Source organism: Sulfitobacter sp. UBA1132 (genome assembly GCF_002311545.1).
In the GTDB taxonomy this organism is placed as follows: Bacteria; Pseudomonadota; Alphaproteobacteria; order Rhodobacterales; family Rhodobacteraceae; genus Sulfitobacter; species Sulfitobacter pontiacus.
In genome coordinates this window covers 63,075-88,211 of record NZ_DCAN01000012.1, presented here as the reverse complement: position 1 = coordinate 88,211, position 25,137 = coordinate 63,075, and the positions used below count along the sequence as shown (strand labels likewise).

At 60.6% G+C, this 25,137-nt stretch carries 25 protein-coding genes; 18 read left to right on the top strand and 7 right to left on the bottom strand.

The window, feature by feature from the left end; all coding sequences use genetic code 11:
• Nucleotides 1-11: 11 nt before the first annotated feature.
• On the top strand, nt 12-482 hold the full coding sequence (gene rlmH, locus B4F27_RS10740; protein WP_237278182.1) for a 23S rRNA (pseudouridine(1915)-N(3))-methyltransferase RlmH: 471 nt from the start codon (nt 12-14) through the stop codon (nt 480-482).
• Nucleotides 483-517: 35 nt separating this feature from the next.
• Here rlmH and B4F27_RS10735 read toward each other — a convergent pair whose 3' ends face one another.
• Nucleotides 518-874, bottom strand: a complete 357-nt coding sequence (locus tag B4F27_RS10735; protein ID WP_005851038.1) for a hypothetical protein — start codon at nt 872-874, stop codon at nt 518-520.
• 33 nt (nt 875-907) lie between these two features.
• A complete protein-coding gene (locus tag B4F27_RS10730; RefSeq protein WP_037954554.1) occupies nt 908-1,609 on the bottom strand; it encodes a DUF599 domain-containing protein in 702 nt (233 codons plus the stop codon).
• Nucleotides 1,610-1,690: 81 nt separating this feature from the next.
• Here B4F27_RS10730 and B4F27_RS10725 point away from each other — a divergent pair, with 81 nt between their 5' ends.
• From B4F27_RS10725 to B4F27_RS10695, 7 genes are all read left to right on the top strand, one after another.
• A complete protein-coding gene (locus B4F27_RS10725; RefSeq protein ID WP_286759645.1) occupies nt 1,691-3,139 on the top strand; it encodes an FAD-linked oxidase C-terminal domain-containing protein in 1,449 nt (482 codons plus the stop codon).
• Between the two features lie 60 nt (nt 3,140-3,199).
• The gene (locus tag B4F27_RS10720) at nt 3,200-4,318 is read left to right on the top strand and encodes an FAD-binding protein (protein ID WP_286759644.1); all 1,119 of its coding nucleotides are present in this window, start codon (nt 3,200-3,202) and stop codon (nt 4,316-4,318) included.
• Nucleotides 4,315-4,680: a hypothetical protein gene (locus B4F27_RS10715; protein ID WP_286759643.1), complete on the top strand. Its 366-nt coding sequence runs from the start codon at nt 4,315-4,317 to the stop codon at nt 4,678-4,680. Before B4F27_RS10720 ends, B4F27_RS10715 begins: the two co-directional genes overlap by 4 nt.
• Before the next feature lie 45 nt (nt 4,681-4,725).
• Nucleotides 4,726-6,117 (top strand): glycolate oxidase subunit GlcF, encoded by a 1,392-nt coding sequence (gene glcF / locus B4F27_RS10710; protein ID WP_286759642.1) that lies wholly within the window; start codon nt 4,726-4,728, stop codon nt 6,115-6,117.
• Between the two features lie 106 nt (nt 6,118-6,223).
• Nucleotides 6,224-7,012: a trypsin-like serine peptidase gene (locus B4F27_RS10705; protein WP_005851046.1), complete on the top strand. Its 789-nt coding sequence runs from the start codon at nt 6,224-6,226 to the stop codon at nt 7,010-7,012.
• 157 nt (nt 7,013-7,169) lie between these two features.
• The gene (locus B4F27_RS10700; protein WP_005851048.1) at nt 7,170-7,640 is read left to right on the top strand and encodes an Hsp20 family protein; all 471 of its coding nucleotides are present in this window, start codon (nt 7,170-7,172) and stop codon (nt 7,638-7,640) included.
• Between the two features lie 139 nt (nt 7,641-7,779).
• On the top strand, nt 7,780-9,000 hold the full coding sequence (locus B4F27_RS10695; RefSeq protein WP_286759641.1) for a PLP-dependent aminotransferase family protein: 1,221 nt from the start codon (nt 7,780-7,782) through the stop codon (nt 8,998-9,000).
• A 60-nt stretch (nt 9,001-9,060) separates the two neighbouring features.
• Here B4F27_RS10695 and B4F27_RS10690 read toward each other — a convergent pair whose 3' ends face one another.
• Complete coding sequence (locus B4F27_RS10690; protein ID WP_180828595.1) at nt 9,061-10,536, bottom strand: NAD-dependent succinate-semialdehyde dehydrogenase; 1,476 nt, start codon at nt 10,534-10,536, stop codon at nt 9,061-9,063.
• Nucleotides 10,537-10,630: 94 nt separating this feature from the next.
• Between B4F27_RS10690 and B4F27_RS10685 the strand changes: the two genes are divergently transcribed.
• The 5 genes from B4F27_RS10685 to B4F27_RS10665 all read left to right on the top strand — a co-directional run bounded on the left by B4F27_RS10685 (nt 10,631) and on the right by B4F27_RS10665 (nt 15,009).
• On the top strand, nt 10,631-11,422 hold the full coding sequence (locus tag B4F27_RS10685; protein WP_286759640.1) for an alpha/beta hydrolase: 792 nt from the start codon (nt 10,631-10,633) through the stop codon (nt 11,420-11,422).
• A 120-nt stretch (nt 11,423-11,542) separates the two neighbouring features.
• Nucleotides 11,543-12,766: an aminopeptidase P family protein gene (locus B4F27_RS10680; protein ID WP_286759639.1), complete on the top strand. Its 1,224-nt coding sequence runs from the start codon at nt 11,543-11,545 to the stop codon at nt 12,764-12,766.
• A 246-nt stretch (nt 12,767-13,012) separates the two neighbouring features.
• A complete protein-coding gene (locus B4F27_RS10675; RefSeq protein ID WP_286759638.1) occupies nt 13,013-14,068 on the top strand; it encodes a histidine kinase dimerization/phosphoacceptor domain -containing protein in 1,056 nt (351 codons plus the stop codon).
• A gap of 35 nt (nt 14,069-14,103) precedes the next feature.
• Nucleotides 14,104-14,370: a hypothetical protein gene (locus B4F27_RS10670; RefSeq protein WP_005851057.1), complete on the top strand. Its 267-nt coding sequence runs from the start codon at nt 14,104-14,106 to the stop codon at nt 14,368-14,370.
• A gap of 12 nt (nt 14,371-14,382) precedes the next feature.
• Nucleotides 14,383-15,009: a DUF1523 family protein gene (locus B4F27_RS10665; RefSeq protein ID WP_005851059.1), complete on the top strand. Its 627-nt coding sequence runs from the start codon at nt 14,383-14,385 to the stop codon at nt 15,007-15,009.
• Nucleotides 15,010-15,063: 54 nt separating this feature from the next.
• On the opposite strand, the gene B4F27_RS10660 is transcribed toward B4F27_RS10665, so the two are convergent.
• Together B4F27_RS10660 and B4F27_RS10655 are read right to left on the bottom strand one after the other, a co-directional pair.
• Nucleotides 15,064-15,444 carry a histidine triad nucleotide-binding protein gene (locus B4F27_RS10660; RefSeq protein ID WP_005851062.1) on the bottom strand — a complete coding sequence of 127 codons (381 nt, stop codon included), beginning with the start codon at nt 15,442-15,444 and terminating at the stop codon, nt 15,064-15,066.
• 9 nt (nt 15,445-15,453) lie between these two features.
• Nucleotides 15,454-17,031 (bottom strand): DUF5928 domain-containing protein, encoded by a 1,578-nt coding sequence (locus tag B4F27_RS10655; RefSeq protein WP_037964727.1) that lies wholly within the window; start codon nt 17,029-17,031, stop codon nt 15,454-15,456.
• 158 nt (nt 17,032-17,189) lie between these two features.
• On the opposite strand from B4F27_RS10655, the gene B4F27_RS10650 reads away from it, so the two are divergent.
• From B4F27_RS10650 to B4F27_RS10635, 4 genes are all read left to right on the top strand, one after another.
• Complete coding sequence (locus B4F27_RS10650; protein WP_286759637.1) at nt 17,190-18,008, top strand: sulfotransferase family protein; 819 nt, start codon at nt 17,190-17,192, stop codon at nt 18,006-18,008.
• Between the two features lie 94 nt (nt 18,009-18,102).
• The gene (gene smpB / locus B4F27_RS10645) at nt 18,103-18,591 is read left to right on the top strand and encodes an SsrA-binding protein SmpB (protein WP_009825868.1); all 489 of its coding nucleotides are present in this window, start codon (nt 18,103-18,105) and stop codon (nt 18,589-18,591) included.
• A gap of 143 nt (nt 18,592-18,734) precedes the next feature.
• On the top strand, nt 18,735-19,589 hold the full coding sequence (sseA, locus tag B4F27_RS10640; RefSeq protein ID WP_009825869.1) for a 3-mercaptopyruvate sulfurtransferase: 855 nt from the start codon (nt 18,735-18,737) through the stop codon (nt 19,587-19,589).
• Nucleotides 19,589-20,773 (top strand): aromatic amino acid transaminase, encoded by a 1,185-nt coding sequence (locus B4F27_RS10635; RefSeq protein ID WP_064216295.1) that lies wholly within the window; start codon nt 19,589-19,591, stop codon nt 20,771-20,773. The genes sseA and B4F27_RS10635 overlap by 1 nt, the downstream gene beginning before the upstream one ends.
• A gap of 163 nt (nt 20,774-20,936) precedes the next feature.
• Here the strand turns inward: B4F27_RS10635 and B4F27_RS10630 are convergent, their stop codons facing one another.
• Together B4F27_RS10630 and B4F27_RS10625 are read right to left on the bottom strand one after the other, a co-directional pair.
• Nucleotides 20,937-22,238 carry an ammonium transporter gene (locus tag B4F27_RS10630; RefSeq protein WP_005851078.1) on the bottom strand — a complete coding sequence of 434 codons (1,302 nt, stop codon included), beginning with the start codon at nt 22,236-22,238 and terminating at the stop codon, nt 20,937-20,939.
• Nucleotides 22,239-22,263: 25 nt separating this feature from the next.
• Complete coding sequence (locus B4F27_RS10625; protein WP_005851080.1) at nt 22,264-22,602, bottom strand: P-II family nitrogen regulator; 339 nt, start codon at nt 22,600-22,602, stop codon at nt 22,264-22,266.
• Between the two features lie 256 nt (nt 22,603-22,858).
• Here B4F27_RS10625 and B4F27_RS10620 point away from each other — a divergent pair, with 256 nt between their 5' ends.
• The gene (locus tag B4F27_RS10620; protein ID WP_180828601.1) at nt 22,859-25,030 is read left to right on the top strand and encodes a transglycosylase domain-containing protein; all 2,172 of its coding nucleotides are present in this window, start codon (nt 22,859-22,861) and stop codon (nt 25,028-25,030) included.
• Nucleotides 25,031-25,137 lie beyond the last annotated feature (107 nt).

Here is a 25,137-nt window from a genome sequence, read left to right as displayed (position 1 = left end):
AGGCAGGGATCATGCGTGTTCACATCTGTGCGGTGGGGCGTTTGCGCGCCGGACCGGAAAAAGACCTCATTGATGATTATCTGAATCGGTTCGATCGAACCGGTCGCGCGCTGGGCCTTGGGCCCGCGCGCGTGATCGAGGTTGAGGATAAGAAAAATGGCGGTATGCCCGCCGAAGCCGCGTTGCTGCGCCGTGCCATTCCTGCGGGGTCGTTGATCTGCGTGATGGACGAACGGGGGAAGGTCGAAACCTCACCGGATTTCGCCACCCGTCTAGGGGGCTGGCGCGATCAGGGGCGGGGGGATCTGTGCTTTGTCATCGGCGGCGCGGATGGCATCGACAAAGAGCTACGCCGCGAGGCGGATCATGCGCTGTCATTTGGCAAGATGGTCTGGCCGCACATGCTGGTGCGCGTCATGCTGGCAGAACAGCTGTATCGCGCCGCCTCGATCCTGTCGGGCGGCCCATACCACCGCGTATAAATCCGCCAGCTCTGGGATCCGGCAGGGCCCAAACCTTACTTGATCTGGACCTTCTTGATCTCTTTCCCCCAACCGGCCTGCGTATCGCGGGCCTGAATGCCGACCTCTGTCGTGCCTGCGGGCAGCTCAACGCCGGACAGGGAACGAGTCAGCGGTTGTTCGTCCACGTGGGGGTGGATCAATTCGCGGATTGCCAGCTGGTTGCCATCGGCATCCAGAATGCGCCACGCGTCCGAAAAGTGGTCCCAGCCGGTATCATTGTGGCTGATCGTCACGTCGAACTTATAAAGGCCGCCCTCTTTCGACACGCGCACCGAGTTGATGGAGGTCGGGTCCGCCGCAGCGACCTGTGCTGCAACCAGCAGCGGAATGGAAAGGATCAATTTGTACATGAATACACCAATGTCTGAAAACAGACATATAGACTAGCCTTGCTCATTTTCCAATAGAATGCGCCGTGACAGTGACGTGAACTCGCGCCGCCAGATGATGATGACGGTGACCATAGCGGCGATGGTGAGGGGGATTGGGCCGACGATCCAGCCCAGACTGGCCAGCGCAAAATAAAGTGACCGCAACCCCCGATTGAAACTGCGCGCGGCGGTGATGTTGATCTCTGCCGCCTTGGACGCCAGCGGGGGTGCGCGGCGGTCCTCGGGGTCGTTTGGCACGGCGGCCATCAGCACCGAACAATAGCCAAACAGCCGGTTTGACCAGACGAATTTCAGAAAGCCGTTGGTCAGAAAGAACAGTGGCAGCAGCATTTTGAATTCCCACACCACGGTGGGCAGCTCGGTTAGAGCAAGGTCTTCGACCACCGTCGACAGACGCTCGCTGTTGCCCAAAAGCGCCAATGTCCCACCCAAAGCGATCATGCTGGTAGAGGCGAAGAAAGCCGTGCTTTGCCGCAGGGTGCTGATCATCTGCGAATCAAAGATACGCGGCTGACGGGTGATCATCTGGGTCATCCATTCGCGCCGGTATTGCGCCATGATCAGCGACACAGAGGGCTTCGCGGGGTTCGGATGTTCGATGCGCCAGCCAATGGCCAGCCAGGCGCAAAAGATTATCGCCAAAGCGGCATAATCCAGCGGTTGAAACAGGGCGATGCGATCCATCCAAGTCATGCTAAGCTGCATACGCCGACTGGTTCTGTGTTGCCAATGTCTTTAATTGGTCATATTATTTTACCAAATTGGAGGTTCGCCATGGAAATGCCTATTCCCAGCCAAGCCGTGATCGCGCACAAGACGCGTGTGGTTGACCGGCTGCGTCAGGTTCTGCCGGCTGATGCTGTCATCTCGGATGAACGCGAGACGCGGGCCTATGAATGTGATGCGCTGACCGCCTATAAATGCGCGCCGATGGTGGCGGTGTTGCCCTATACCACACAGCAGGTGTCGGACGTGTTGCGCATCTGCCACGAAGAAGGCGTTCCCGTCGTGCCGCGCGGCTCGGGCACGTCGCTGGCGGGGGGCGCGCTGCCCACGGCGGACTGTGTGATCCTTGGCGTGGCGCGTATGAACGAGGTGATCGAAACCGATTACCCCAACCGCATTATCAAGGTGCAAACCGGGCGTACCAACCTAAGCGTCACAGGCGCGGTCGAGGAAGACGGCTTCTTTTACGCGCCCGATCCTTCAAGCCAGCTGGCCTGTGCCATCGCGGGCAATATCGCGATGAATTCGGGCGGGGCGCATTGTCTGAAATACGGGGTGACGACCAACAACCTCATGGGCGTTACGATGGTCTTGATGGATGGCGAGGTGATCGAGGTCGGCGGCGCGCATCTGGATTCGGGCGGGCTGGACCTGCTGGGGCTGATCTGCGGCTCTGAAGGGCAGCTGGGGGTCGTCACCGAAGCCACGCTGCGCATCTTGCACAAACCCGAAGGCGCGCGGCCCGTGTTGATCGGGTTCGACGATAACGAGGTCGCGGGGGAATGTGTCTCTGACATCATCAAGGCGGGTGTCTTGCCCGTCGCCATCGAATTCATGGACCGCCCCTGTATCGAAGCGACGGAGGCCTTCGCCAAGGCTGGGTATCCCATGTGCGAGGCGCTGCTGATCATCGAGGTCGAAGGCTCTGACGCGGAGATCGACCACCAGTTGGGACTGATTTCCGACATCGCGCAGCGGCACAATCCGGTGGAGCTGCGGCAATCCAAATCCGCTGAGGAAAGCGCCAAGATCTGGCTGGGTCGGAAATCGGCCTTTGGCGCGATGGGGCAGATCAACGACTACATGTGTCTGGATGGCACCATCCCTGTGTCGTCGCTGCCCTTCGTGCTCAAACGTATCAAGGAACTCAGCGATCAGTTCGGGCTGAAGGTCGGCAATGTGTTTCACGCAGGCGACGGCAATATGCACCCGTTGATCCTGTTTGATGCCAACAAACCGGGCGATCTGGAGCTGTGCGAGGAATTCGGGGCCGAGATCCTCAAGCTCTGCGTCGAAGTGGGTGGCTGTCTGACCGGCGAACATGGCGTCGGGATCGAGAAACGCGATCTGATGCATGTGCAATACGCCCCCGACGATCTGGAGGCGCAGATGGCGGTGAAGGATGTGTTCGACCCCGCATGGCTGCTGAACCCCGCCAAGGTCTTTCCACTGGACGCGTCAGAGACACGCCGCGCCGTGGCGCTGGCGGCGGAATAACCCGCGCCTGATTAACTGCTGATCTTCAACAGATCACACGCACGACGAAGGAGCCGAGCTATGGCCATCACATCCGAAGAGGCGCTGGTCGATGCGGTCAAAGGCGCCGCTGGCCCGATCTCGGTTCAGGGGGGCGGCACGCGCGGCCTGCCCGCGACGGGTCAGATCATGCGCGTTGCGGGGCTGCAGGGGATCACGCTGTATGAACCCGGTGCGCTGACGCTGGTCGCGAAACCCGGCACTCCCGTGGCCGAGATCGAAGAGGCGCTGGCCGCCGAAAACCAGCGTCTCGCGTTCGAACCGATGGACCATCGCGGACTGTTGGGCACCAGCGGCACGCCGACGATCGGTGGGGTAATGGCAGGCAATATCAGCGGACCGCGGCGGATCTCGGTCGGGGCGGCGCGGGACTTTCTGCTGGGGGTGCGCTTTGTCGACGGGCGCGGTGCCGTGGTCAAGAACGGCGGGCGCGTGATGAAGAATGTCACCGGCTATGATCTGGTCAAGCTGATGGCGGGGTCTTACGGCACTTTGGGTGTGCTGAGCGAGGTATCGATGAAGGTGCTGCCACGCCCTGAAACGCAGGCGACCTTGGTGTTGCACGGGCTGGACGATGGGGCCGCTGTGGCCGCGATGGCCCGCGCCCTTGGCAGCCCGTTCGAGGTGACAGGGGCCGCCCATGACCCTGCCACCCGCGAAACCGCACTGCGCATCGAAGGGTTCGAGGCATCGGTCAGCTACCGTCTGAGCCAGCTTCAATCGTTGCTCGCCGGCGCGGGGGCAGAGATTGAGCAACGCGACGCAGCGGCGACGCAGGCGCTTTGGTCCGGCATCCGCGATGTGGCGGCGTTTCACGACGGGCAGGGTGATGTGTGGCGCGTGTCGTGCAAACCCTCTGACGCGCCGGGAATCGCGGCGCGGTCGGGAGCAAAGCGCTGGACCTATGACTGGGCGGGCGGGCTGATCTGGCTGCGCAGCGCCGCGGGCCATGATCTGCGCGCGGCCATCGGGCCGATGGATGGGCATGCAACGCTGGTACGGGCCGATGCGCAGACCAAGGCGCGCTTGGGCGTGTTCCACCCCGAACCCGCCGGTGTGGCGCGGCTGACAGCGGCCTTGCGGGCGCAATTCGACCCCAAGGGCATCTTCAACGCGGGCCAGCTGGACCGCGCGGCATGAGTTTGCTTGCGGTCTTCATTGTCGTCTTTATCGGCGGGCCGTTGGTGTTCCGCCTCTTGACCCGTGGCAAGCCTGACCGGCGCAGCCTGCGTGCGCTGGTGCTCTTGGCTTTTCTCTGTGCCGTGGCGGGGATGGCGATACGCTATGGCGTGGCGCAGTATTGGGGCGAAAACCTGCTGGCGTCGATGGGGGCGATTGCCTGTACCTGGCTGGGCTGGATCGCCGTTCTGGCCTTTGTCGCGCAGGTGTTGCGCCGCGCCTATCCCGGCTCCGTCACGCAGCGCTGGACCAATGTGCTGGGGATCTTGGCCACCACGCTGCCCTGGTTCGGCCTGATCTGGGCCAGCACCGTCGCCGCTTAACTCTTTACCTCGTCAGGGTCTCGTGCCCGCAACGCCGGAGCTTTCATGCAAACCACATTCACCGCAGAACAGTTGAAAAACCCCGCGACGGCGCGCAGCAACGAGATCCTGCGCGCCTGTGTGCATTGCGGCTTTTGCACCGCCACATGCCCCACGTATCAGGTGTTGGGTGACGAATTGGATAGCCCGCGCGGACGTATCTATCTGATCAAGGACATGCTCGAGAACGACCGCGATCCGGATGAAAAGACGGTCACACACATCGACCGCTGCCTGTCCTGTCTGGCGTGTATGACGACCTGCCCCTCGGGCGTGCACTATATGCATCTGGTGGATCACGCCCGCGATTACATCGAAAAACGCTACAAACGGCCCTTCAGCGACCGTGCCCTGCGGTGGATTCTGGCGCGTATCCTGCCCTATCCGACGCGGTTCCGGTTGGCGCTTCTGGGGGCGAAGATCGGGCGGCCCTTTGCGCGGTTGATGCCCGACGCGCGGTTGCGTGCGATGATCGAGATGGCCCCCAAGACGATCCCGCCGGTCAGCCGCAACGATGACCCGCAAAGCTTCCCCGCGCAGGGGGCACCGCGCAAACGGGTGGCGCTGATGACGGGCTGTGCGCAAAAGGCGCTGAACACCGACATCAACGACGCCACCATCCGCCTGCTGACACGGCAGGGCTGCGAAGTGGTCGTCGCCGAAGGCGCAGGCTGCTGCGGGGCGCTGACCCATCACATGGGCAAAACCAGCGAAAGCCACGCCACCGCGGCGCGCAACATCAAGGCATGGTGCGCCGAGATGGACGGGCAGGGGCTGGACGCCATCGTCATCAACACCTCGGGCTGTGGCACCACGGTGAAAGACTACGGCCATATGTTCCGCAATGACCCGCTGGCGGCGGATGCGGCGCGGGTGTCGGCGATCGCCAAGGATGTGTCCGAGGTGCTGCACGACCTTGCGGGGGACGCAGACCCAGACGCCATGCCCAACCCCGCCAAGGGGGATATCGCGGGCATCGATGCGCCAACGGCCCCCACGCCTGCCCATCACGGCCTGACCGTGGCCTATCATGCGGCCTGTTCCCTGCAACACGGCCAGCAGATCAAAAGCTACCCCAAGGATTTGCTGAAACGCGCAGGCTTTACCGTGGTCGAGCCTGCGGATTCACATCTGTGCTGCGGGTCGGCGGGGACGTATAACCTGATGCAGCCCGAAATCTCTAAGCAGTTGAAAGAACGCAAGGTCAGAACCCTGCAGGCCAAGAACCCCGACGTGATCGCGGCAGGCAATATCGGCTGCATGATGCAGATCGGATCGGCGGCGGGCGTGCCCGTGGTGCACACGGTAGAGTTGCTGGATTGGGCGTCGGGCGGGCCGAAGCCTCCGGCGTTGTCGCAAGAAAAAGGCGCAAATTTGCAGATTCCTCGCCTCCGCTAGGGTTTTCGCCGCATTTTCGCCTTATCTCGCGGCTAGGAAAGGCTAAAGACCAGACCTCACCGAAGTAGGAGCGATATCCGTGCGCCGTTGGGTAGCCATCTCTATCATGTGCCTGACCGTCGCGACGGCCGGGCTTGCTCAGGATGCGCGGTTGCGCAGGCTGGACACGGGGGTGGATGCCGGCGCGTGGGAGGCCGTGGGCCGTCTGGATATCGGCGGTAAAGGGTTTTGCACCGGCGCGTTGATCGCGCCCCGTCTGGTGCTGACAGCGGCGCATTGTCTGTACGACAAGGAAAGCAAGCAGCGCATTGATCATGGCGAGGTAGAATTCCTTGCCGGTTGGCGCAACGGGCGGGCGGGGGCCTATCGCAATGTGCGCCGTGCGGTGGTGCATCCCGATTATGTCTACGACGGCGTCGTATCCTCGGACCGTGTGCGCAACGATCTGGCCCTGCTCGAACTTGACCGGCCGATCCGCAATACCACGATCAAACCCTTCGACACCGCCCGCCGTCCGCGCCGTGGCGACCAGTTAGGGGTGGTGAGCTATGCCAAGGACCGGTCAGAGGCACCGTCCCTACAAGAGGTCTGCAGCGTGCTGGCCCGCCAAGAAGGCGTGCTGGTGACCACATGCTCCGTCGATTTCGGGGCCAGTGGTGCGCCGATCTTTACCTTTGAAAACGGGGTGCCGCAGATCGTGTCTGTCGTGTCCGCCAAGGCCCATGTCGAGGACAAGGAAGTGTCCCTTGGTACCGCGCTTGGTGCGCCGCTGGCCCGGCTTCAGGCGGATCTGGTGGCGGGCAAGGGTGTTTTCCAAGGCGGAGGTGTTGTCAGCAAGCGCATCACGTCAGAGGATCGCCGCCGCACCACCGGCGCGAAATTCGTCAAACCCTGACCTTGTCATCAGGGGTGATTTTGTCCCCTTGAAACGCGATTTATCCATCCCCACATGCTTGTCACCGGAACGCCTGTTGAGGGTTCCGGCAGACAACCCAAGGTCTGTCCATGGTGGAAGGCCTGAATGATTATCGCTCAAACGAGGATGAATACCTATGCGTAGTTTTGATTTTGCACCGCTGCACCGTTCGACTGTCGGCTTTGACCAGATTGCCAATCTGATGGATCGCGTGATGGCCAACGACGCACCGCAGCCAAGCTATCCCCCTTACAACATCGAAAAACTGGACGATGATTCCTATCGTATCAGCATCGCCGTCGCCGGCTTTACCGAAGGCGACCTGAGCGTTGAAGTCCGTGAAAAATCGCTGATCGTCTCGGCGCGCAAAGCTGATGAAGATACGGATAAAACCTATCTGCATCGTGGCATCGCGACCCGCGCGTTCGAACGCCGCTTCCATCTGGCGGATCACGTGCAAGTGACTGGCGCGGCCCATGCCGATGGTATGCTGCACATCGATCTGGAACGTCAGGTGCCCGAAGCGCTGAAGCCGCGCCAGATCCAGATCGCGCGTGCGCCAAAGGCGATTGAAAAGGATGTGGTTGACGCGAACACCGTCAACTAAGCGTCCCTTCTGTGACAGACGAAGCCCGGTGCATTTGCGCCGGGCTTTTTTATGCGCGCATGGGGGCTAGGTCACAGTTGTTGACTTAAAATAGCGCAATGGGCACAGTGCCCCGATCCAGTCGGGGGAGGAACGCCGGATGTCACTGCAGGAAATATTTGCCACACGCGCCAATCGCATGAAGGCGTCGGAAATTCGCGAGCTGCTCAAGCTGTTGGACCAGCCGGATATCATCTCTTTCGCGGGTGGTATCCCTGACCCTGATTTGTTTCCAAAAACGGCGTTTCAGGACGCTTTTGCCGAGGTGCTGAACGGGCCGATGGCGGCGCAGGGGTTGCAGTATTCCACCAGTGAGGGATACAAACCTTTGCGCGTCTGGATTGCCGCGCAGATGCAGGCGATCGGCATTCCCGCGACGCCGGACAACATCCTGATCACCTCGGGCTCGCAGCAGGCGCTGGATTATCTGGGCAAGTTGTTCCTGTCGCCGGGGGATACCGCGCTGGTGGGCTGGCCGACCTATCTGGGGGCTTTGGGTGCCTTTAACGCCTACGAGCCGCGCTATGACAAGCTGGACCCGCTGAGCAACCGCAGTGGCGCGGATTATACCGCCGCCGCGAAAGAGGCAGGCGGCGCGGCCAAGTTCGCCTATCTTTCCGTTGATTTCGCCAATCCGACAGGGGCCACGGTCAGCCGCGCCGCGCGCGAGCGGGTGATTGATCTGGCCGAGGAAATGGACATCGCCGTGATCGAAGACGCGGCCTATCAGTCGCTGCGCTTTGACGGCGACGCGATCCCGCCGATCCTCGCGCTTGAGGCCGAACGCCGGAACGGTGATCTGGAAGCCTGTCGGACGATCTATTGCGGCAGCTTTTCGAAAACACTGTCGCCCGGGCTGCGTGTTGGCTGGGTCTGCGCCGCGATGCCGGTGATCTCGCAACTTGTGTTGATGAAACAGGCGGCGGATTTGCACAGTGCCACATTGAACCAGATCGCCGTGGCCTCGGTCGCGGAGCAGCATTTCGACAGCCACATCGACACGATCCGCAGCGCCTACCGTGCCCGTCGAGACGCTATGCTGGAAGCGCTGCAGGCACATATGCCCGAAGGGGTGAGCTGGACCAAACCCGAAGGCGGCATGTTCATCTGGGTGACACTGCCCGACACGCTGGACGGGGCCGATCTGCTGAAACAATCGCTGGAAAGCGAACGGGTCGCCTTTGTACCGGGGCACGCGTTTTTCGCGGATGGGTCGGGGCGCAATACCTTGCGGCTTAGCTATTCCACCTCGACCGAAGGCAAGATCGCGGAAGGGATCGAGCGCTTGGGCCAGTTGATCACCCGCGCGCTGAACGGCTGATACGAAAACGGGCGGCAGGATGATCCCTCCGCCCGTTTCTAATGCCAGATGATCCGCAGGTCAGACCGACATGCAGATGTATTTCATCTCAAGGTAATCCTCGATCCCGTGGTGGCTGCCTTCGCGGCCAAGACCGGACTGCTTGACGCCGCCAAACGGCGCGACCTCGGTCGAGATGATGCCGGTGTTCACACCCACGATGCCATATTCCAGCGCCTCTGCGACCTTGTACACGCGGCTTAGGTCTTTGGCGTAGAAGTAGGATGCGAGGCCAAAGATCGTGTCATTCGCCATAGCGATCACGTCGTCTTCGTTGTCGAACTTGAACAGCGGGGCGAGCGGGCCGAAGGTTTCCTCTTTCGAGACTTTCATATCCTGCGTCACACCGGTGATGATGGTCGGCGCGAGGAAGTTGCCCTCCATCTTCTCTTCTTTGCTGCCCAGCAGGATTTCGGCACCTTTCGACACCGCGTCCTCGACATGTTCTTTCACCTTCTCGGAGGCATCGCCGTTGATCAGCGGCCCCAGCTCTACGCCGTCTTCAAAGCCGTCGCCGACCTTCATCTTTTCAACGCGGGCTTTCAGCTTTTCAGCGAAGGCGTCATAGACACCGGCCTGCACGTAAATGCGGTTCGCGCAAACACAGGTCTGGCCGTTGTTGCGGAACTTGCACAGGATCGCGCCTTCGACAGCGGCGTCCAGATCGGCGTCGTCAAAGACGATGAACGGCGCGTTGCCCCCCAGCTCCATCGAGCATTTCATGACCTGATCGGCAGCCTGTTTCAGCAGGATGCGGCCCACTTCGGTCGAACCGGTAAAGGTCAGTTTGCGCACTGCGGGGTTTTCGCAGAACTCCTTGCCCACGGCAGAAGAAGAGGACGACGGCAGCACGTTGAACACGCCTGCGGGGATGCCCGCGCGTTCGGCCAGCACACCCATCACGATTGCCGACAGCGGTGTTTCCGCAGCGGGGCGCGCCACAAAGGCGCAGCCAGCGGCCAGCGCGGGCGCGGCCTTGCGGGTGATCATCGCGTTGGGGAAGTTCCAGGGCGTGATCGACGCGGCCACGCCGATGGGCTGCTTGATCACGGTGATCCGCTTGTCGCGCTGGTGGCCGGGGATGGTCTCGCCGTAGACGCGTTTGGCCTCTTCGCCGAAGAATTCGATAAAGGACGCGCCATAGGCGATTTCGCCTTTGGCCTCGCCCAGAGGCTTGCCCTGTTCAGCGGTCAGGATGGCCCCCAGATCGTCTTGGTTTTCCATCATCAGGTCGAACCATTTGCGCATGACGCCGGCCCGTTCCTTGCCAGTCCAGCTGGCCCATTCCTTCTGTGCCTTTTCCGCCTGGGCGATGGCACCGGCCACCTGCGCACGGCTGAGGTTGGCGACCTTGGCAATCACATCGCCGCGGGCGGGGTTCACCACATCAAAGGTGCCATCGTCGCCATCCACCCATTCGCCACCGATATAGGCGCGGGTCTCTAGCAGGCTTGGATCCTTGAGCATTGATTTCAGGTCAGTCTTTGCGTCAGTCATTTTGATCTCTCCGCTTTTGTCTGTGGTTACCCAAAGCAACAAACGCTATGATTGTCTAGTTCCAGTTCGTATCGGGACGCTGACGGAGGACCACATGCAGCTAGACGACGCCTATGCCAACGCCGCTTATATCGATAACGCAGAGGCATATCCGCCCCGCTGGAAAGACGCCGCAGCGGCATTCCGCAAGAAGCTGGGATTTCGTGCGCAAAAGAATATCTCTTACGGGCCGACCGACCGCGAAATCTATGATCTGTTTGAACCCGAAGGCGTGTCGCGGGGCACGGTGATCTTTGTCCACGGTGGCTATTGGAAAGCGTTTGCCCCTGCCGATTGGTCCCATCTGGCGGCTGGTCCCCTGGCGCGCGGCTATGCGGTTGCGATGGTCGGCTATGACCTGTGCCCCGATGTGCGGATCAGCCAGATCACCGGACAGGTCGCTCGCGCCATTTCCGAGATCGCGAAACGCACTCAAGGCGCGCTGGCGCTTGTCGGCCATTCCGCAGGGGGGCAGCAGGTTGCCCGCATGACCGACCCGCTGATCCTGTCCGGCGATGTCCGCGACCGGATCGAGAATATCGTGTCCATCTCGCCCGTGGCAGACCTGATGCCGCTGTTGCAGACCTCTATGAACGACATCCTTCAGCTGGACGAAGCCGAAGCGACGGCGGAAAGCCCCGTGAACATGACGCCGCCCCATGGGGTGAACGTCACGATCTGGGTCGGGGCCGATGAGCGCCCCGCCTTTCTGGAGCAGGCCGAGCAATTCTCGCGCGTGTGGGGGGCCAAGCAGTACGTCGTCGAGGGGCGGCACCACTTTGACATTATCGACCTGATGGAAGATCCCGACAGCGATATGGTGAAAGCGCTGCTTGGCATAAAGTGAGCCTTGATCGGGCCGCGCAAATCGGCGAGACAGGGGGCGGGTTGGGACGATGGCGTCGTCCTGCATTTCACGGCCCTTGCGTCCTGCACGCCGGGACCTTTCTGAGAAGGAGGGTCTGATATGACCAATACATCCAAAACCGCCCGTTCCGATATGTACCGTTTCCATAACGGCACGAAGTCTCCGCTGCCGTTTGACACCGCTGAATACGAAGCGCGTCTGGAAGAGCTGCGCGAACGGATGGATGCGGCCGGAGCGACGGCGGCGGTCTTCACGTCGATGCACAATATCGCCTATTATTCGGGCTTTCTCTATTGCGCCTTTGGCCGCCCCTATGGGCTGGTGGTGACCGAGACAGACTGTGTGACGATTTCCGCAGGCATCGACGCCGGTCAGCCGTGGCGCCGCAGCTTTTGCGACAACATCACCTATACCGACTGGCAGCGCGACAATTACTGGCGCGCCGTCGCCTCGGTTACGGGCAAGGGCGCGGTGATCGGCTATGAAGGGGACCACCTGACTCTGATGCAGCGCGACAAGCTGGAAGATTTCCTTGAGCCGGTGGTGATGATCGACCTGTTCGAGACGACCATGCGCCAGCGGATGCACAAGTCTCCGGCAGAGATTGCGTTGATCCGTCAGGCCGCTCAGGTTGCTGATGTGGGCGGCTATGCGATCCGCGATGCGGTCAAGATCGGCGCGCGCGAGATCGACATCGCAATGGCAGGCCGCGACGCGATGGAGCTTGAGATTGCCAAGCGGTTCCCCGACGCCGAATACCGTGACACCTGGGTGTGGTTCCAATCAGGCATCAACACCGATGGTGCGCATAATCCGGTTACCGCACGGCAACTGCAACGCGGCGATATCCTGTCGCTGAACACCTTCCCGATGATCTCGGCCTATTACGTGGCGCTGGAACGCACCATGTTCGCCGGAGAGGTGGATCCCGCAAGCCTGAAAATCTGGGAGGCCAATGTCGCTGCCCATGAATACGGGATGAGCCTGCTGAAGCCCGGTATCAGCTGCGCCGACGTGACCCACAAGATCAACGCCTTCCTCGAAGAGCGTGACCTGCTGCAATACCGCACCTTTGGCTATGGCCATTCGTTCGGGGTGCTGTCGCATTTCTATGGCCGCGAAGCAGGACTGGAACTGCGCGAGGACATCGACACGGTGCTTGAACCCGGCATGGTCATCTCGATGGAGCCGATGCTGACCCTTCCCGAAGGTCAACCCGGCGCGGGCGGCTACCGCGAACACGATATTCTGGTGATCACAGAAGACGGCAACGACAATATCACCGGCTATCCTTATGGCCCTGATTTCAACGTCGTAGGCTGATCGCGCTGCCCCCTTTACGGGGGGGCAAACGCCCTTTTGGCGGTTGGGGGTGACCGCGAGTACAAACAGGGAATATGGCTTGACGTACCCTGTCACGTCGATATCTTTACGCATCGCTGTCGCGGGATGGGGGTGTCAGGCCATATCCGTGCCTATCGCCTGCATCCTTAGTCTTGTTAAAAGTGCTTTCCGCACGCTGTTTCGTGAGTGTTCCCGATGAAAGCATCTTTGATAGAACAAGAAGAAATGCGCCTCGCGTTGCTGCGGGGATATAATATTCTGGATACCGCCCCCGAAGAAGGGTTCGACGACATCACGCGCCTCGCGGCAGAGATTTGCGAGGTGCCGATCGCGCTGATCTCTTTGGTGGATGAAGACCGCCAGTGGTTCAAATCCAAGGTCGGGCTTGAAATTGACGGCAGCGACATCACCGACAGTATTTGCGCCCATGCCATCGCGGGCGATGACTACCTGGAGGTGACCGACACCACCGCCGATCCGCGCACCGCTGACAATAATTTCGTCACTGGCGAGGATTCGATCCGGTTCTATGCCGGTGCCTTGCTGGAGGATGACAAGAATCTGCCGCTCGGGACGCTCTGCGTGCTGGATAAGAAACCGCATCAGCTGAATGATTTTCAGCGTCGCGCGCTCAAGGTGCTGGCGGGGCAGGCGATGCGGCAGATCGAGCTGCGCAAGGCCCTAGCCGATGCCGAGGTGCTGCGCAAAGAGGTCGACCACCGCGTGAAAAACTCGCTCCAGTCCCTGGAGGCATTGATCCGCATCCAGATCCGCAGCGAAAAATCCCCCGAGGCCCGCGTCGCGCTGGACACTATTCAGGGCCGCCTGTCGACCATCAGCAGCCTGCATGAAGCGTTGTACTTGACTGAAACCGGTGCCGCGGTGGATATCGCAGCCTTCCTGAAGAAGGTCGCCCATTCCACCAGTGAACAATTGCCCGACGGGGTGCAGGTGAACATAGAGGTCGATCAGGCGCATCTGTCGTCCCGCTCTGCGTCATCCGTGGGGATGATCGTGAACGAGGCGATGACCAACGCTGCGAAATACGCCTACGAGGGCCGCAAGCGCGGGACACTCGACCTGCGCGGCGAGCGCAAGGGCGGCTTCTACCACCTCAGCTGCATTGACGACGGCCCCGGTATTCCCAAAGATCGGACCACGGGCACGGGGCTCGGCATGCGCATCCTGCTTGCCGCCGCCCAACAATTGGGCGGAGAGCTGGAAACGCCAGAGCGTGAAAGCGGCGGCGAGATCAAGATCGTCTGGCCCGTCACCGACTGACACCCGGCCCGGGACACAAGAGAGGCGCAGGGATTATGCTGGCTTTGTTAAGGTTGATCGTCATCGGGTTCGTCGTTCTAACGATCATCTATATCGCCCTGTCGATCTATTCGCGTCGGGTACGGCGCGGCAAGCTCTACCAGAAGTGGGCGGATGGGCCGCGTCTTGTGGATCGCGATATTTTCGTGCAACGAGGGCTCAAACGATATGACGGCTCGATCCGTCGCAAGCTGATCCTTGGGGTCTATATTGTCCCGGTGGGGCTGGTCATCCTGACCGTCTACCTCACCAACTTTAACTAAGGGGTAACGCCGATGGCGATCATCAAATGGACCTTCTGGGGGGTGATCTGGCTGATCATTGCCGCGTTCTTTCACTATACGCTGCCTCAGGTCGATATCGTGCGGATCACCGACACCTATGAAAAGCGCATCGACTTTGGCGAGAACTCGATCTTCTGGTCGCATGCGGATGTGGGCAACAGCACCGCCTTGGGCAACCGCGATGTTTTCTTTATCCAGACGCGTCGGGCCAAAGGCGACGTCATGGTCTACCGCAACGAGGATACCGGCTGGGGCTGGCCGCCGTATTTCAAGTTCGACACGACCAACCTGCAGGCCGAGGCATCTGATCTGAAGTCCGCCGCCGGTACGCCGCAGTATGTCGCGGTCAAGCATTACGGCTGGCGCAACGAGTTCCTGTCGATCTTCCCCAACGCGGTGTCCGTGCGCGTGGTGGACGGGCCGGATGCCAGCAAGGGCATCCCGTTCCTGAATATCATCATCCTGATCCTGTTTGCCGCGGTGGTCTATGCGATCTGGGTCCGCTGGCGTCGGTTCAAACGCGCGCGCATCGATCCGACGTTAGAGCGGCTGGAAGATGACATCGCCGAAAAGCAGGGCCGTTTCGCGCGCTGGCGGGCGGGTCGTAAAAACAAATAAGCGCGGCGCAAGATCACGCCGCGCCTTTTGCGCACTGATTGATGTCGTGACGGGTTAGCTGGGGCGCGCCACCATGCGCCCCATGGGCCGACCGCCCAGAATATGCACATGCAGGTGCGGGACTTCCTGAACCCCATGCGCGCCGGCATTGGCGATCATGCGAAACCCTTCGCCCGCGTCCAATGTGACACCTTCGGCTTTGCATACTTCCGAAATGGCGCGTACATAGCCGACGATTTCGGCATCGCTTGCCTCTGCCGCGAAGTGGTCAAAGCTGATGTAAGGGCCCTTGGGGATCACCAGCACATGCGTCGGCGCTTGGGGTTCGATATCGCGAAAGGCAAGCGCGTGGTCGGATTCATATACCGTGTTGTTCGGGATTTCGCCGCGCAGGATTTTGGCAAAGATGTTCTGGTCGTCGTAGCTGTAAGCCATGAGATGTCCTTAATCGGTGAAAAGATAATGTGTGTCGGCAATGGGCTGCGCCTGTTCCGGAGAGATGCGCAGGAAAGCGGCCAGCGCCTCGGCATTGTCCTGCGCCGAGGCTGTTTCGCGCATCCGGGCGTAGTTTTCAAACTGCGCGTCGCGGATGCGGTCGGATTCAAGGGTCAGGTCGTTCCGGATGGTGGGCAGCAGCCGTTCCAGCGTGTCAGCCGAGGTGCGTTCGCCCGCCAGCCCCACGCGCATGGCGTGGCCGATCAGGTAGTCATCCGAGAACTGGCATTCGATCTCGAGGACCCGTGTCATCGACCGGTCAGAGGCAAAGTCGTTCAGCAGGTCGATATCGCCGGGGTCCATGCAGACGATCAGCCGGTCGGCCTCGTAATAGTCGAACAGCATCCGCATCAGGGACCGCCGGTGGCGGGTGCGCTTGCCCAGACTGTTCTGGATGCCGCCAAGATCGGGCAGGGGTGTGTCCTGTTCGCTGAAAAGATATTCGATCGCGGGCAGGTTGGTGACCTGACGCATCTGCTCTAGCACGCGTTTGGCGACATGCCACTTTTTGCACACGACAATCAGCAGCTCGCGCTCGCGCCCCAGCGTGCTCTCCGTCTCCCAGAAACGGGTAGAGAACCGCCGCCCGATCCGGCCCCGACCGGTCAGGAACTTGAACAGGTTACGCCCTTCGTTGCTGATCTGCAGTTCGACATCCTTGGCCGAATAGAGCAACCCCAACCGGCGCTTGAGGTCCGTCGCCTCGCTGCTGATCTTGCGCGCGAAAAGATAGTCTTGGGCGAGCAGCAGATCGTAGTGGTCGTTATAGAAGGTCACCGGCATGCCGTAGTCGGTAAACATCAGGAACGTCAGCGTGCGCGCACGAATTTCGTTGTCGGGCACGATATGGCGCACGATGGTCTGAAAAAACGTCTCGTCCGGAATCCAGGTAGTCCTGAAAAACCGCATCACGTCTTTGCGCTTGCGGGTGAAGGCCATCACCGCCTCTATGGTCTGGCGGCGCAGGCACCACCACTGGCTGCCGATCTGGATTTGCAGGTCCGCAGGAATGTCGCGCGTCAGGCCAAGGCGTTTCTGCAGTTCGAACATGCCGTAGAACCGCTTTTTCTGGGTGCGCTCGTTGAACCAGTGACGGTAGATCAGCCGCTCTTCCTTCCAGCCGGTCTTGATCCAGTCGCTTTCGAAGTAGTCAAAACTTTCGATAAAATCGACGTCGTTATCATCAAGGTAGTCGTGGATGTATTCAGCGGATTTGATCGCCATGCAATCGCCCGACAGCATGTAGAAGTGTGTGGCACGCGGAAAGGCATCAATCGCGCTTTCGACGGCGTTCAGCGTCGCCTGTACCAGCGACCATTCTCCCCAACCGCAGCGGATGCGTTTGCTTGCGAAGGTCACATTGGGGTTCTTGCCAAGCGCTTGGGTGATCTGTGCAAAATCGGTCGGGCTGGCCGAGGCGTCAAAATGGATCGACATGTAATCGCCAGACGCCGTCAATCTCTCCGCCTGCTTGATGATTGCAACGGGGTCTTTGTGACACAAAAGGATATAGGCAATTCTGGCCATCGCGAAACACGCATCCCCTCTGCTCTGGACGAGTTTGTTAGATAAAGGCGAACAGCGATTGAATAAACCGCGAATATTTGCTTTTTCTATATTTCAGGCCATTCTGTCGCCATAAATGGCAGCATAAGTGCGAAAAAATTTAGGAGGCAGAGCCGATTATGGGTTTCCCAGGGACATGGATGACAGAAAGCGAAAGCGTGGTATACCGCGTGGTGCCCAAATGCGCCTGTTCGACGATCGGGCAGATCATGTTCTATTCGGACCATGGCGAATTCTTTGACGGCGACATCCATGACGCGAAATCGGGCATGCACAAATGGGCGCATGACGACTCTCAGCCGTTGATCACGCGCAATGTGGAAAACCACAAATCCTACGCCTTCACCTGCGTGCGCAATCCATATACCCGCATCCTCAGCTCTTTCTTCGACAAGATCTGCGGCATCCAGCGCAATGGCCGGCGATATCGCGGCAATCTGGTGCCGCTCCTCGTGCAGAAATACGGGATCGAGGTCGGCGGCGATGACGGTAAGCAAGAGTTTGACCAGATCGCCAGCTTCCGCCGTTTCCTGCTGTTTGCCCGCGACACCATCCGCTGGCGTCGCCCGATGGACCCGGACATCCACTGGTCCGCGCAATCGGGGCATGTCAGCACGTTCATCGTGAACGGCGGCACCTATGACAAGATCATCTGGACAGAGAAGTTCAACGACGGCATGCAAAGCGTGCTGGATGCCATCGACACGCCCCATGCGGTGAACCTGTCCGAAATTCCGCGGTTTAACGAATCCGAAGGCCACGGCCCCAAGCGCGCCCACCCGGTTGAGGATTACTTCGACGATCTGTCGATGCATCTGATGCGCGAGATCTTCAAAAAGGATTTCGAGCTGTTCAAATACGATTTCGACAATCCGGCAAACAAGATGCCCGCGGGCGAGATCGACCTTGCCGAGGTGCACGCCAAGCTGGGCGACTAAGCGGGCAGGGGCGGCGCGCCCCGCCTGACGGTCCATGCGGTTATGCCCGCTGCGGCATCTTGCGCGCAGGGCCGCAACGCCCTACATCCTTGGCATGTCACAGGTTAAATCATCTTCCAAATCCGACCCGAACTACAAGGTCATCGCCGAAAACCGCCGCGCGCGGTTCGATTACGCGATCGACGATGATGTCGAATGCGGCATCATCCTTGAAGGGTCCGAGGTCAAATCCCTGCGCAACGGCGGTGCCAATATCGCTGAAAGCTATGCCGCCGTGGAAGATGGCGAGCTGTGGTTGGTGAACTCCTACGTCGCGCCTTACACGCAGGCCAAGACCTTCACCCACGAGGAACGCCGCCGCCGCAAGCTCTTGGTGTCCAAGAAGGAACTGTCGAACCTGTGGAATGAAACCCAACGCAAAGGCATGACGCTGGTCCCGATGGTGATGTATTTCAATCACCGTGGCATGGCCAAGATCAAGATCGGCATCGCCAAGGGTAAAAAGCTGCACGACAAACGGGAAACCGCCGCCAAGCGCGACTGGTCCCGCCAAAAGCAGCGTCTGCTGAAAGACCACGGCTGACGCCCCGTCCCGCTCTCGGGGTCTGAACGGAACACAATATGCCCATTTCCGGCCTGTGCTGCATGTGCACAGTCGCGGGCTCTTGCTTGCGGGGGCCGTCGCGGGTAGGCATTGAAAAACCTGTTCTAAAAGGGGGTGGACCCATGGCTGACAACCCGAAAACGCTTGTTTCAACCGATTGGCTGGCGCAGCACCTCAAGGATCCCGACCTGCGTCTGCTGGACGCGTCATGGTATCTGCCCGATGCAGGACGCGACCCCAAAGCCGAATATAATCAGGCGCATATCCCCGGCGCCCGCTTTTTCGACATCGACGAAATCTCGGATGGGCGGTCGGATATGCCGCATATGGCCCCGCCTGCTGAAAAGTTCATGTCGCGGATGCGCGCTATGGGGGTGGGCGACGGGCATCAGGTAGTGGTCTATGACGGGGCCGGCCTGCTGTCGGCTGCGCGTGTGTGGTGGCTGTTCCGTCTGATGGGGCAGGAAAATGTCGCCGTGCTGGATGGGGGCCTGCCGAAATGGGTCGCCGAAGGTCGCCCCACCGAAGACATGCCCCCGATCCCCCGCGACCGCCACATGACCGTGCGGTTCCAGAACCAATTGGTACGTGATGTGACGCAGGTCGCTCAGGCGTCCAAGCTCAAGGCACCGCAGATCGTTGATGCCCGCGCAGCGGCCCGCTTTCGCGGCGACGCGCCCGAACCCCGCGAAGGCCTGCGCGCTGGCCACATCCCCGGGTCGCGCAACCTGCCCTACACAGAGCTGTTGAACGACGACAAAACACTGAAATCCGTAGCCGAGACCAAAGCGGCTTTTGAAGCGGCGGGCATTGACCTGTCGCACCCTGTGATCACGACCTGCGGGTCCGGCATCACCGCGGCGATACTCGCGCTGGCACTGGAACGGATGGGCCATACCGATTGGTCCCTTTACGATGGATCTTGGGCAGAATGGGGGATGTTCCCCACCGTGCCCGTTGCGACCGGAGACGCATAATGTTCGAAACCCTACAGGCGCAGCCCGCCGATAAAATCCTTGCCTTGATGCAGATGTACAAGGATGATCCCCGCGAGACCAAGATCGACCTTGGCGTGGGCGTGTACAAGGATGCCACGGGGCTGACGCCCGTCATGCGCGCGGTCAAGGCGGCTGAACACCAACTGTGGGAAGCTCAGACCAGCAAAGCCTATACCGGTTTGGCGGGCGACCCTGCCTTTGGCGATGCGATGGTGCAGATGGTGCTTGGCGATGCGGTCCCCCGCGCACAGGTCGCCGCCGCCGCGACCCCGGGCGGGACCGGCGCGATCCGTCAGGCGTTCGAGCTGATCCAGATGGCCCGTCCTCAGGCGCGGGTGTTTGTGTCGAACCCGACATGGCCGAACCATCTGTCGATCCTTAAATATCTGGGGATGGAGATGGTCCCCTACCGCTATTTCGACGATGAAACCCGTGGCGTTGATTTTGACGGCATGATCGCCGACCTCAAGACCGCGCAAAAAGGCGATGTGGTCCTGCTGCACGGCTGCTGCCACAACCCGACAGGGGCCAACCTGAACGCCGCCGAATGGGACGCAGTGATCAAAGTGTTGCAAGACACCGGTGCCACCCCGATGATCGATATCGCCTACCAGGGCTTTGGCGACGGGCTTGACGCGGATGCGGCGGCCACGCGCAAGGTCGCGGCGGCGGTGCCGGAATGTCTGATCGCGGCAAGCTGCTCCAAGAACTTCGGGATTTACCGCGAACGCACCGGTATCCTGATGGCGCTATCGGCAGACACCTCGGCGCAAAAGCTGAACCAGGGCACGCTGGCCTTTCTCAACCGCCAGAACTTCAGCTTCCCGCCCGATCACGGGGCCCGCATCGTCACCACCATCCTGAACGATGACGCCTTGCGCAGCGACTGGATGGCCGAACTCGAAGACATCCGCAACACCATGCTGGGCCTGCGCAGCCAGCTCGCGGGCGAACTTCAGCGTCTCTCCGGCTCTGACCGCTTCGGTTTCCTTGCCGAACACCGCGGCATGTTCTCGCGCCTCGGAACCTCGTCTGACATGGTCGACAAGCTGCGCGAAGACCACGGCATCTATATGGTGGGTGACAGCCGCATGAACATCGCGGGGCTGAACGCCGAAACCGTGCCGATCCTCGCCAAGGCGATCATCGAGGTCGGCATCTAACCCGCCGCTTCACCCTTTCAAAAATACTCAAACCGCCGCGCTGGCATCTGGCGCGGCGGTTTTTGTTTGGGCGCACTGCCAGCCCTGCCCAGCATAACACGCGCGCAGCAAAAAGCCCGGGCGCGAACGCCCGGGCCTCTGCCTGCCTGCAGGAGTTTAGACCTTAGCTCTTGGAGAACTCAGGGTAGGCTTCCATGCCCAGTTCGGACACGTCCAGACCAGCGATCTCGGCTTCTTCGCTGACGCGGATGCCGGTGGTGGCTTTCAGGATCATCCACACGATCAGCGACACGATGAAGACAAAGGCACCAATAGAGGCAAAACCGATGATCTGTGTCACAAAGGATGTGCCGTCGGTGTAGACGGGAACAACCAGTGTGCCCCAGAAGCCTGCGATCAGGTGAACCGGGATCGCACCGACCACGTCATCGATCTTGAGCTTGTCAAGGAAGGGCACCGCGAAGACCACGATCGCACCGCCCACAGCACCGATCCAAAGCGCACCGAAGAGCGTCGGGTCAAGCGGGCCAGCTGTGATAGAGACCAGACCGGCCAGCGCGCCGTTCAGCACCATTGTCAGGTCGGGCTTTTTGTACAGCATCTGGGTCAGGACCAGCGCGGCGATGGCACCGGCAGCAGCAGCCATGTTGGTGTTGGCAAAGATCTGCGCAACAGCATCGGCATCGATCATCGACCCCATCGCCAATTGCGAGCCGCCGTTGAAGCCGAACCAACCCAGCCACAGGATGAACGTGCCCAAAGTGGCGAGCGGCAGGTTCGAACCCTGCATCGGGATCACACGACCGTCTTTGTATTTGCCGATACGGGGGCCAAGCACCAGCGCACCTGCCAGAGCCGCAAAGCCGCCCGCGGCGTGGACCAGAGTGGAGCCCGCAAAGTCGCTGAAGCCCGCGTCAGACAACCAGCCTGCGCCCCACTGCCAGCTTGCTTCGATCGGATAGATAAAGCCGGTCAGCACGATGGTGAAGATCAGGAAGGGCCACAGTTTGATACGCTCGGCCAATGTGCCCGAAACGATGGATGCGGTGGTCGCGCAGAACATCAGCTGGAAGAAGAAATCCGACGCGTTGGAATAGCCGCCCGCGTCAATCGCCGTCTTGATGTCCTTGGTTGCAAAAGTGCCGAACACGCCGGGGATGATCCACGCGTCGCCGGGGTACATGATGTTATAGCCAACCAGCCAGTAGAGAATGGCGGCCAATGCGAAAAGCGCGATGTTCTTGGTCAGCTGGGTGGTCACGTTCTTGGACCGCACCAGGCCGGCTTCGAGCATGGCAAAACCCGCCGCCATCCAGAACACCAGAAAGCCGCCGATCAGGAACAGGATCGTGTTGAAAATGAAAGCAGTGTCAGCCGCGGTTGCATATTCGGCCTCCTGCGCGAAACCCAAGGACGGCAGCAGCGTCGCTGCGGCGGCAAGGGGAATAAGAAGTCGTGATGTCATGTCGTCAATTCCTCGGACGTGGGGGTCAGATGGCGTCTTCGCCGGTTTCGCCGGTGCGCACGCGCACGGCTTGTTCAACGTCGAGGACAAAGATTTTGCCGTCGCCGATCTTGCCGGTATGTGCGGTGCGGGTGATCGTCTCGACCATCTGGTCGGCCAGCGCATCTGCGACCACCAGTTCAAGCTTCACCTTGGGTACGAAGTTCACGACATATTCAGCGCCGCGGTAGATTTCGGTATGGCCGGATTGGGCACCGAAGCCCTTGATCTCGGTCACCATCAGGCCACGCACGCCCGCTTCGGTCAGTGCTTCGCGCACCTCCTCGAGCTTGAATGGCTTGATTGTTGCGATAATGAGTTTCACCTATAATCCCTCTTCCAGATGGCAGGTACTTCCTGCGTTATGCCTTGGATAAAAGAGCGGCCGGTGCCCCTTGAAGGAAGGGTACATCGCGCTTAGTCCCTCTCTGGGCGGGCGCGTTTGCCTGATTATTGGGCGCTATGGGAAATGTGCCTAATTATTGGGCGTTAATTAGACGGCGCAGCGGGGCGTCTGCGCTAAACAAACCGCGCTGTGCAGGATAGAGTGCGAAAAAAAAGAATGGTTCAGCGAGCAGCATATGAGTGATTCATCCAAACGGAAGCGGCCCTTGGTTGCCGATAAACGCACCGCGGGCAAAGGCGGCAAACCGCCCCGCAAGCCGGTCGCGAAAAAGGCTCCGGCCAAGCGCAAGCCTGCACGTCGTGCGCCTGCGCGCCCCAAGGGGCCTATTGGCTGGCTGGCCGCGCTGGTGCGGTGGGTCTTCCGTTTGATCTGGACGATCGTCTGGCGGGTGACTGCCGTGGCGGTGCTGATGGTTGCCTTGGCCGTCGGCTATTTCTACACCACGCTGCCGCCGCTCGAGGCGCTGCTGGACGGGCGTGCGCGAGGGTCTGTCACGCTCAAGGATCGCTATGGTGATGTCTTTGCATGGCGCGGGGATCAGTTCGGCGGCGTCGTCACCGCAGACAGCGTATCCCCCGCCCTGAAGAACGCGGTGATCGCGACAGAGGATAAACGCTTTTATCGTCACTTTGGTGTCAGCCCGCGCGGCATCGCTTCGGCGGTCAAGATCAACCTGAGCGAGGGCCGCGGGCCCTTGTCCGGTCACGGCGGTTCGACGATCACGCAGCAGGTGGCCAAGCTGCTGTGTCTGGGTGAACCCTATGATGCGTCGTCGGGGCAGACGGAAAAGGAATACGAAGCCGAATGTCGCCGGTCCTCGCTGTCGCGCAAGGGCAAGGAAGCCCTGTTCTCCATGGCGATGGAAGCGAAGTATTCCAAGGATGATATCCTGTCGATCTACCTCAACCGCGCCTATATGGGCGGCGGTGCCTTTGGGGCCGAAGCCGCGGCGCAACGTTTCTTTGGCAAACCGGCCGCCGCGTTGAAGCCTGCCGAGGGCGCGATGCTGGCGGGTCTGTTGACCGCACCGACCACCCTGTCACCGACCAATAATCTTGATCGGTCGCAAAGCCGTGCGGCAACCGTGATCCGCCTGATGGAGGATCAGGGCTATCTGTCAAAGGCAGAAGCGGATAACGCCATTGCCAATCCCGCAGAGCTGTCAGAAGCCGCAGAGGCCGAGGCGGGTGGCTATTTCGCGGATTGGGTGATGTCGTCGGGGCCGGAGTTCTTTACCCGCAACACGACCGAGGATGTGGTGATCAAGACCACCCTTGACCAAAAGATCCAGCGCGCCGCCGAGGAAGGTCTGAGCTGGGTGTTCGAAAACAAGGTCCGCGAAGGTTCCAAAGCGCAGGCGGCTGTGGTGATCATGTCTGCTGACGGGGCCGTGCGTGGCATGGTCGGTGGGCGCAAGACCAAGGTCGCGGGGGCCTTTAACCGCGCGACACAAGCGATGCGCCAGACTGGCTCTGCCTTCAAACCGTTTATCTATGCAGCGGCGCTGGATCTGGGGTATTCGCCCAACGACCTGATCGAAGACGCGCCCTATTGTCTGAACGTGCCGGGGTCGGGCCAATGGTGCCCGAAGAACTATACCAACAGCTTCAAGGGCAACGTGACCCTCACCACCGCGCTCAAGGATTCGCTGAACATTCCGGCGGTCAAAGTCTCGGAGAGTGTCGGGCGCGATGTGGTCAGCCAGGTGGCAGAGCAGTTCGGCATCAAAAGCGATCTGGCCGTCGGTCCGGCGCTGGCGCTTGGGGCGTCCGAAAGCACGTTGCTTGAAATGACAGGCGCCTATGCCGGCATCCTGAACGGCGGGTCATCCGTTAAACCCTATGGGCTGATTGATCTGACGTTGCAGGGCGACACTGATCCGGTAATGGGCACGGGCGGCGGTATCGGCGAACGGGTCATTCAGGAAGATGCCGCGCTGCAACTGGTCTACATGATGGAAAAGGTCGTGTCCGAAGGCACGGGGCAGCGGGCGCAATTTGGTGGTCGTGAACTGGCCGGTAAAACGGGCACGACACAGGCCAACCGCGACGCGTGGTTCATCGGTTTCTCTGCCGACTACGTGGCCGGTGTCTGGATGGGCTATGACGACAACACGCCGTTGACCGGTGTATCGGGGGGCGGGTTGCCCACCGAGATCTGGCAGCAGGTCATGATGCGCGTTCACGAAGGGCTGCCGAATACGCCGCTGCCGATGATCGTGCCGGAACCGCCAGTGGTGCAAGCCCCGCCGCAGCCTCAGCAACCGGCGCAGCCGCAGCGGGTACCGCGTCAGGACAACCCACTGGGCGTCATCGACAGGGTGCTGCGCGATATCTTTGGCGGGTAAAGACCCTGCCTCTGCCGCAGCTCAATGCTTTGGAAACGAAAGAAGGGAGGCCGGATTATTCCGACCTCCCTTCCTTTTGTCGCATCCCCGAAGGCGGTACGAGGAGA

What these genes read in the sequence shown, in the direction of transcription:
- rlmH (WP_237278182.1), top strand. Translation starts at nt 12, where the DNA reads ATGCGTGTTCACATCTGTGCGGTGGGGCGTTTGCGCGCCGGACCGGAA.
- B4F27_RS10675 (WP_286759638.1), top strand. Translation starts at nt 13,013, where the DNA reads ATGCGCCTCGCGTTGCTGCGGGGATATAATATTCTGGATACCGCCCCC.
- B4F27_RS10680 (WP_286759639.1), top strand. Translation starts at nt 11,543, where the DNA reads ATGACCAATACATCCAAAACCGCCCGTTCCGATATGTACCGTTTCCAT.
- smpB (WP_009825868.1), top strand. Translation starts at nt 18,103, where the DNA reads ATGTCACAGGTTAAATCATCTTCCAAATCCGACCCGAACTACAAGGTC.
- B4F27_RS10685 (WP_286759640.1), top strand. Translation starts at nt 10,631, where the DNA reads ATGCAGCTAGACGACGCCTATGCCAACGCCGCTTATATCGATAACGCA.
- B4F27_RS10620 (WP_180828601.1), top strand. Translation starts at nt 22,859, where the DNA reads ATGAGTGATTCATCCAAACGGAAGCGGCCCTTGGTTGCCGATAAACGC.
- B4F27_RS10650 (WP_286759637.1), top strand. Translation starts at nt 17,190, where the DNA reads ATGGGTTTCCCAGGGACATGGATGACAGAAAGCGAAAGCGTGGTATAC.
- B4F27_RS10695 (WP_286759641.1), top strand. Translation starts at nt 7,780, where the DNA reads ATGTCACTGCAGGAAATATTTGCCACACGCGCCAATCGCATGAAGGCG.
- glcF (WP_286759642.1), top strand. Translation starts at nt 4,726, where the DNA reads ATGCAAACCACATTCACCGCAGAACAGTTGAAAAACCCCGCGACGGCG.
- B4F27_RS10670 (WP_005851057.1), top strand. Translation starts at nt 14,104, where the DNA reads ATGCTGGCTTTGTTAAGGTTGATCGTCATCGGGTTCGTCGTTCTAACG.
- B4F27_RS10660 (WP_005851062.1), bottom strand. Translation starts at nt 15,444, where the DNA reads ATGGCTTACAGCTACGACGACCAGAACATCTTTGCCAAAATCCTGCGC.
- B4F27_RS10630 (WP_005851078.1), bottom strand. Translation starts at nt 22,238, where the DNA reads ATGACATCACGACTTCTTATTCCCCTTGCCGCCGCAGCGACGCTGCTG.
- B4F27_RS10705 (WP_005851046.1), top strand. Translation starts at nt 6,224, where the DNA reads ATGTGCCTGACCGTCGCGACGGCCGGGCTTGCTCAGGATGCGCGGTTG.
- B4F27_RS10700 (WP_005851048.1), top strand. Translation starts at nt 7,170, where the DNA reads ATGCGTAGTTTTGATTTTGCACCGCTGCACCGTTCGACTGTCGGCTTT.
- B4F27_RS10715 (WP_286759643.1), top strand. Translation starts at nt 4,315, where the DNA reads ATGAGTTTGCTTGCGGTCTTCATTGTCGTCTTTATCGGCGGGCCGTTG.
- B4F27_RS10735 (WP_005851038.1), bottom strand. Translation starts at nt 874, where the DNA reads ATGTACAAATTGATCCTTTCCATTCCGCTGCTGGTTGCAGCACAGGTC.
- B4F27_RS10720 (WP_286759644.1), top strand. Translation starts at nt 3,200, where the DNA reads ATGGCCATCACATCCGAAGAGGCGCTGGTCGATGCGGTCAAAGGCGCC.
- B4F27_RS10655 (WP_037964727.1), bottom strand. Translation starts at nt 17,031, where the DNA reads ATGGCCAGAATTGCCTATATCCTTTTGTGTCACAAAGACCCCGTTGCA.
- B4F27_RS10665 (WP_005851059.1), top strand. Translation starts at nt 14,383, where the DNA reads ATGGCGATCATCAAATGGACCTTCTGGGGGGTGATCTGGCTGATCATT.
- B4F27_RS10725 (WP_286759645.1), top strand. Translation starts at nt 1,691, where the DNA reads ATGGAAATGCCTATTCCCAGCCAAGCCGTGATCGCGCACAAGACGCGT.
- sseA (WP_009825869.1), top strand. Translation starts at nt 18,735, where the DNA reads ATGGCTGACAACCCGAAAACGCTTGTTTCAACCGATTGGCTGGCGCAG.
- B4F27_RS10730 (WP_037954554.1), bottom strand. Translation starts at nt 1,609, where the DNA reads ATGACTTGGATGGATCGCATCGCCCTGTTTCAACCGCTGGATTATGCC.
- B4F27_RS10690 (WP_180828595.1), bottom strand. Translation starts at nt 10,536, where the DNA reads ATGACTGACGCAAAGACTGACCTGAAATCAATGCTCAAGGATCCAAGC.
- B4F27_RS10635 (WP_064216295.1), top strand. Translation starts at nt 19,589, where the DNA reads ATGTTCGAAACCCTACAGGCGCAGCCCGCCGATAAAATCCTTGCCTTG.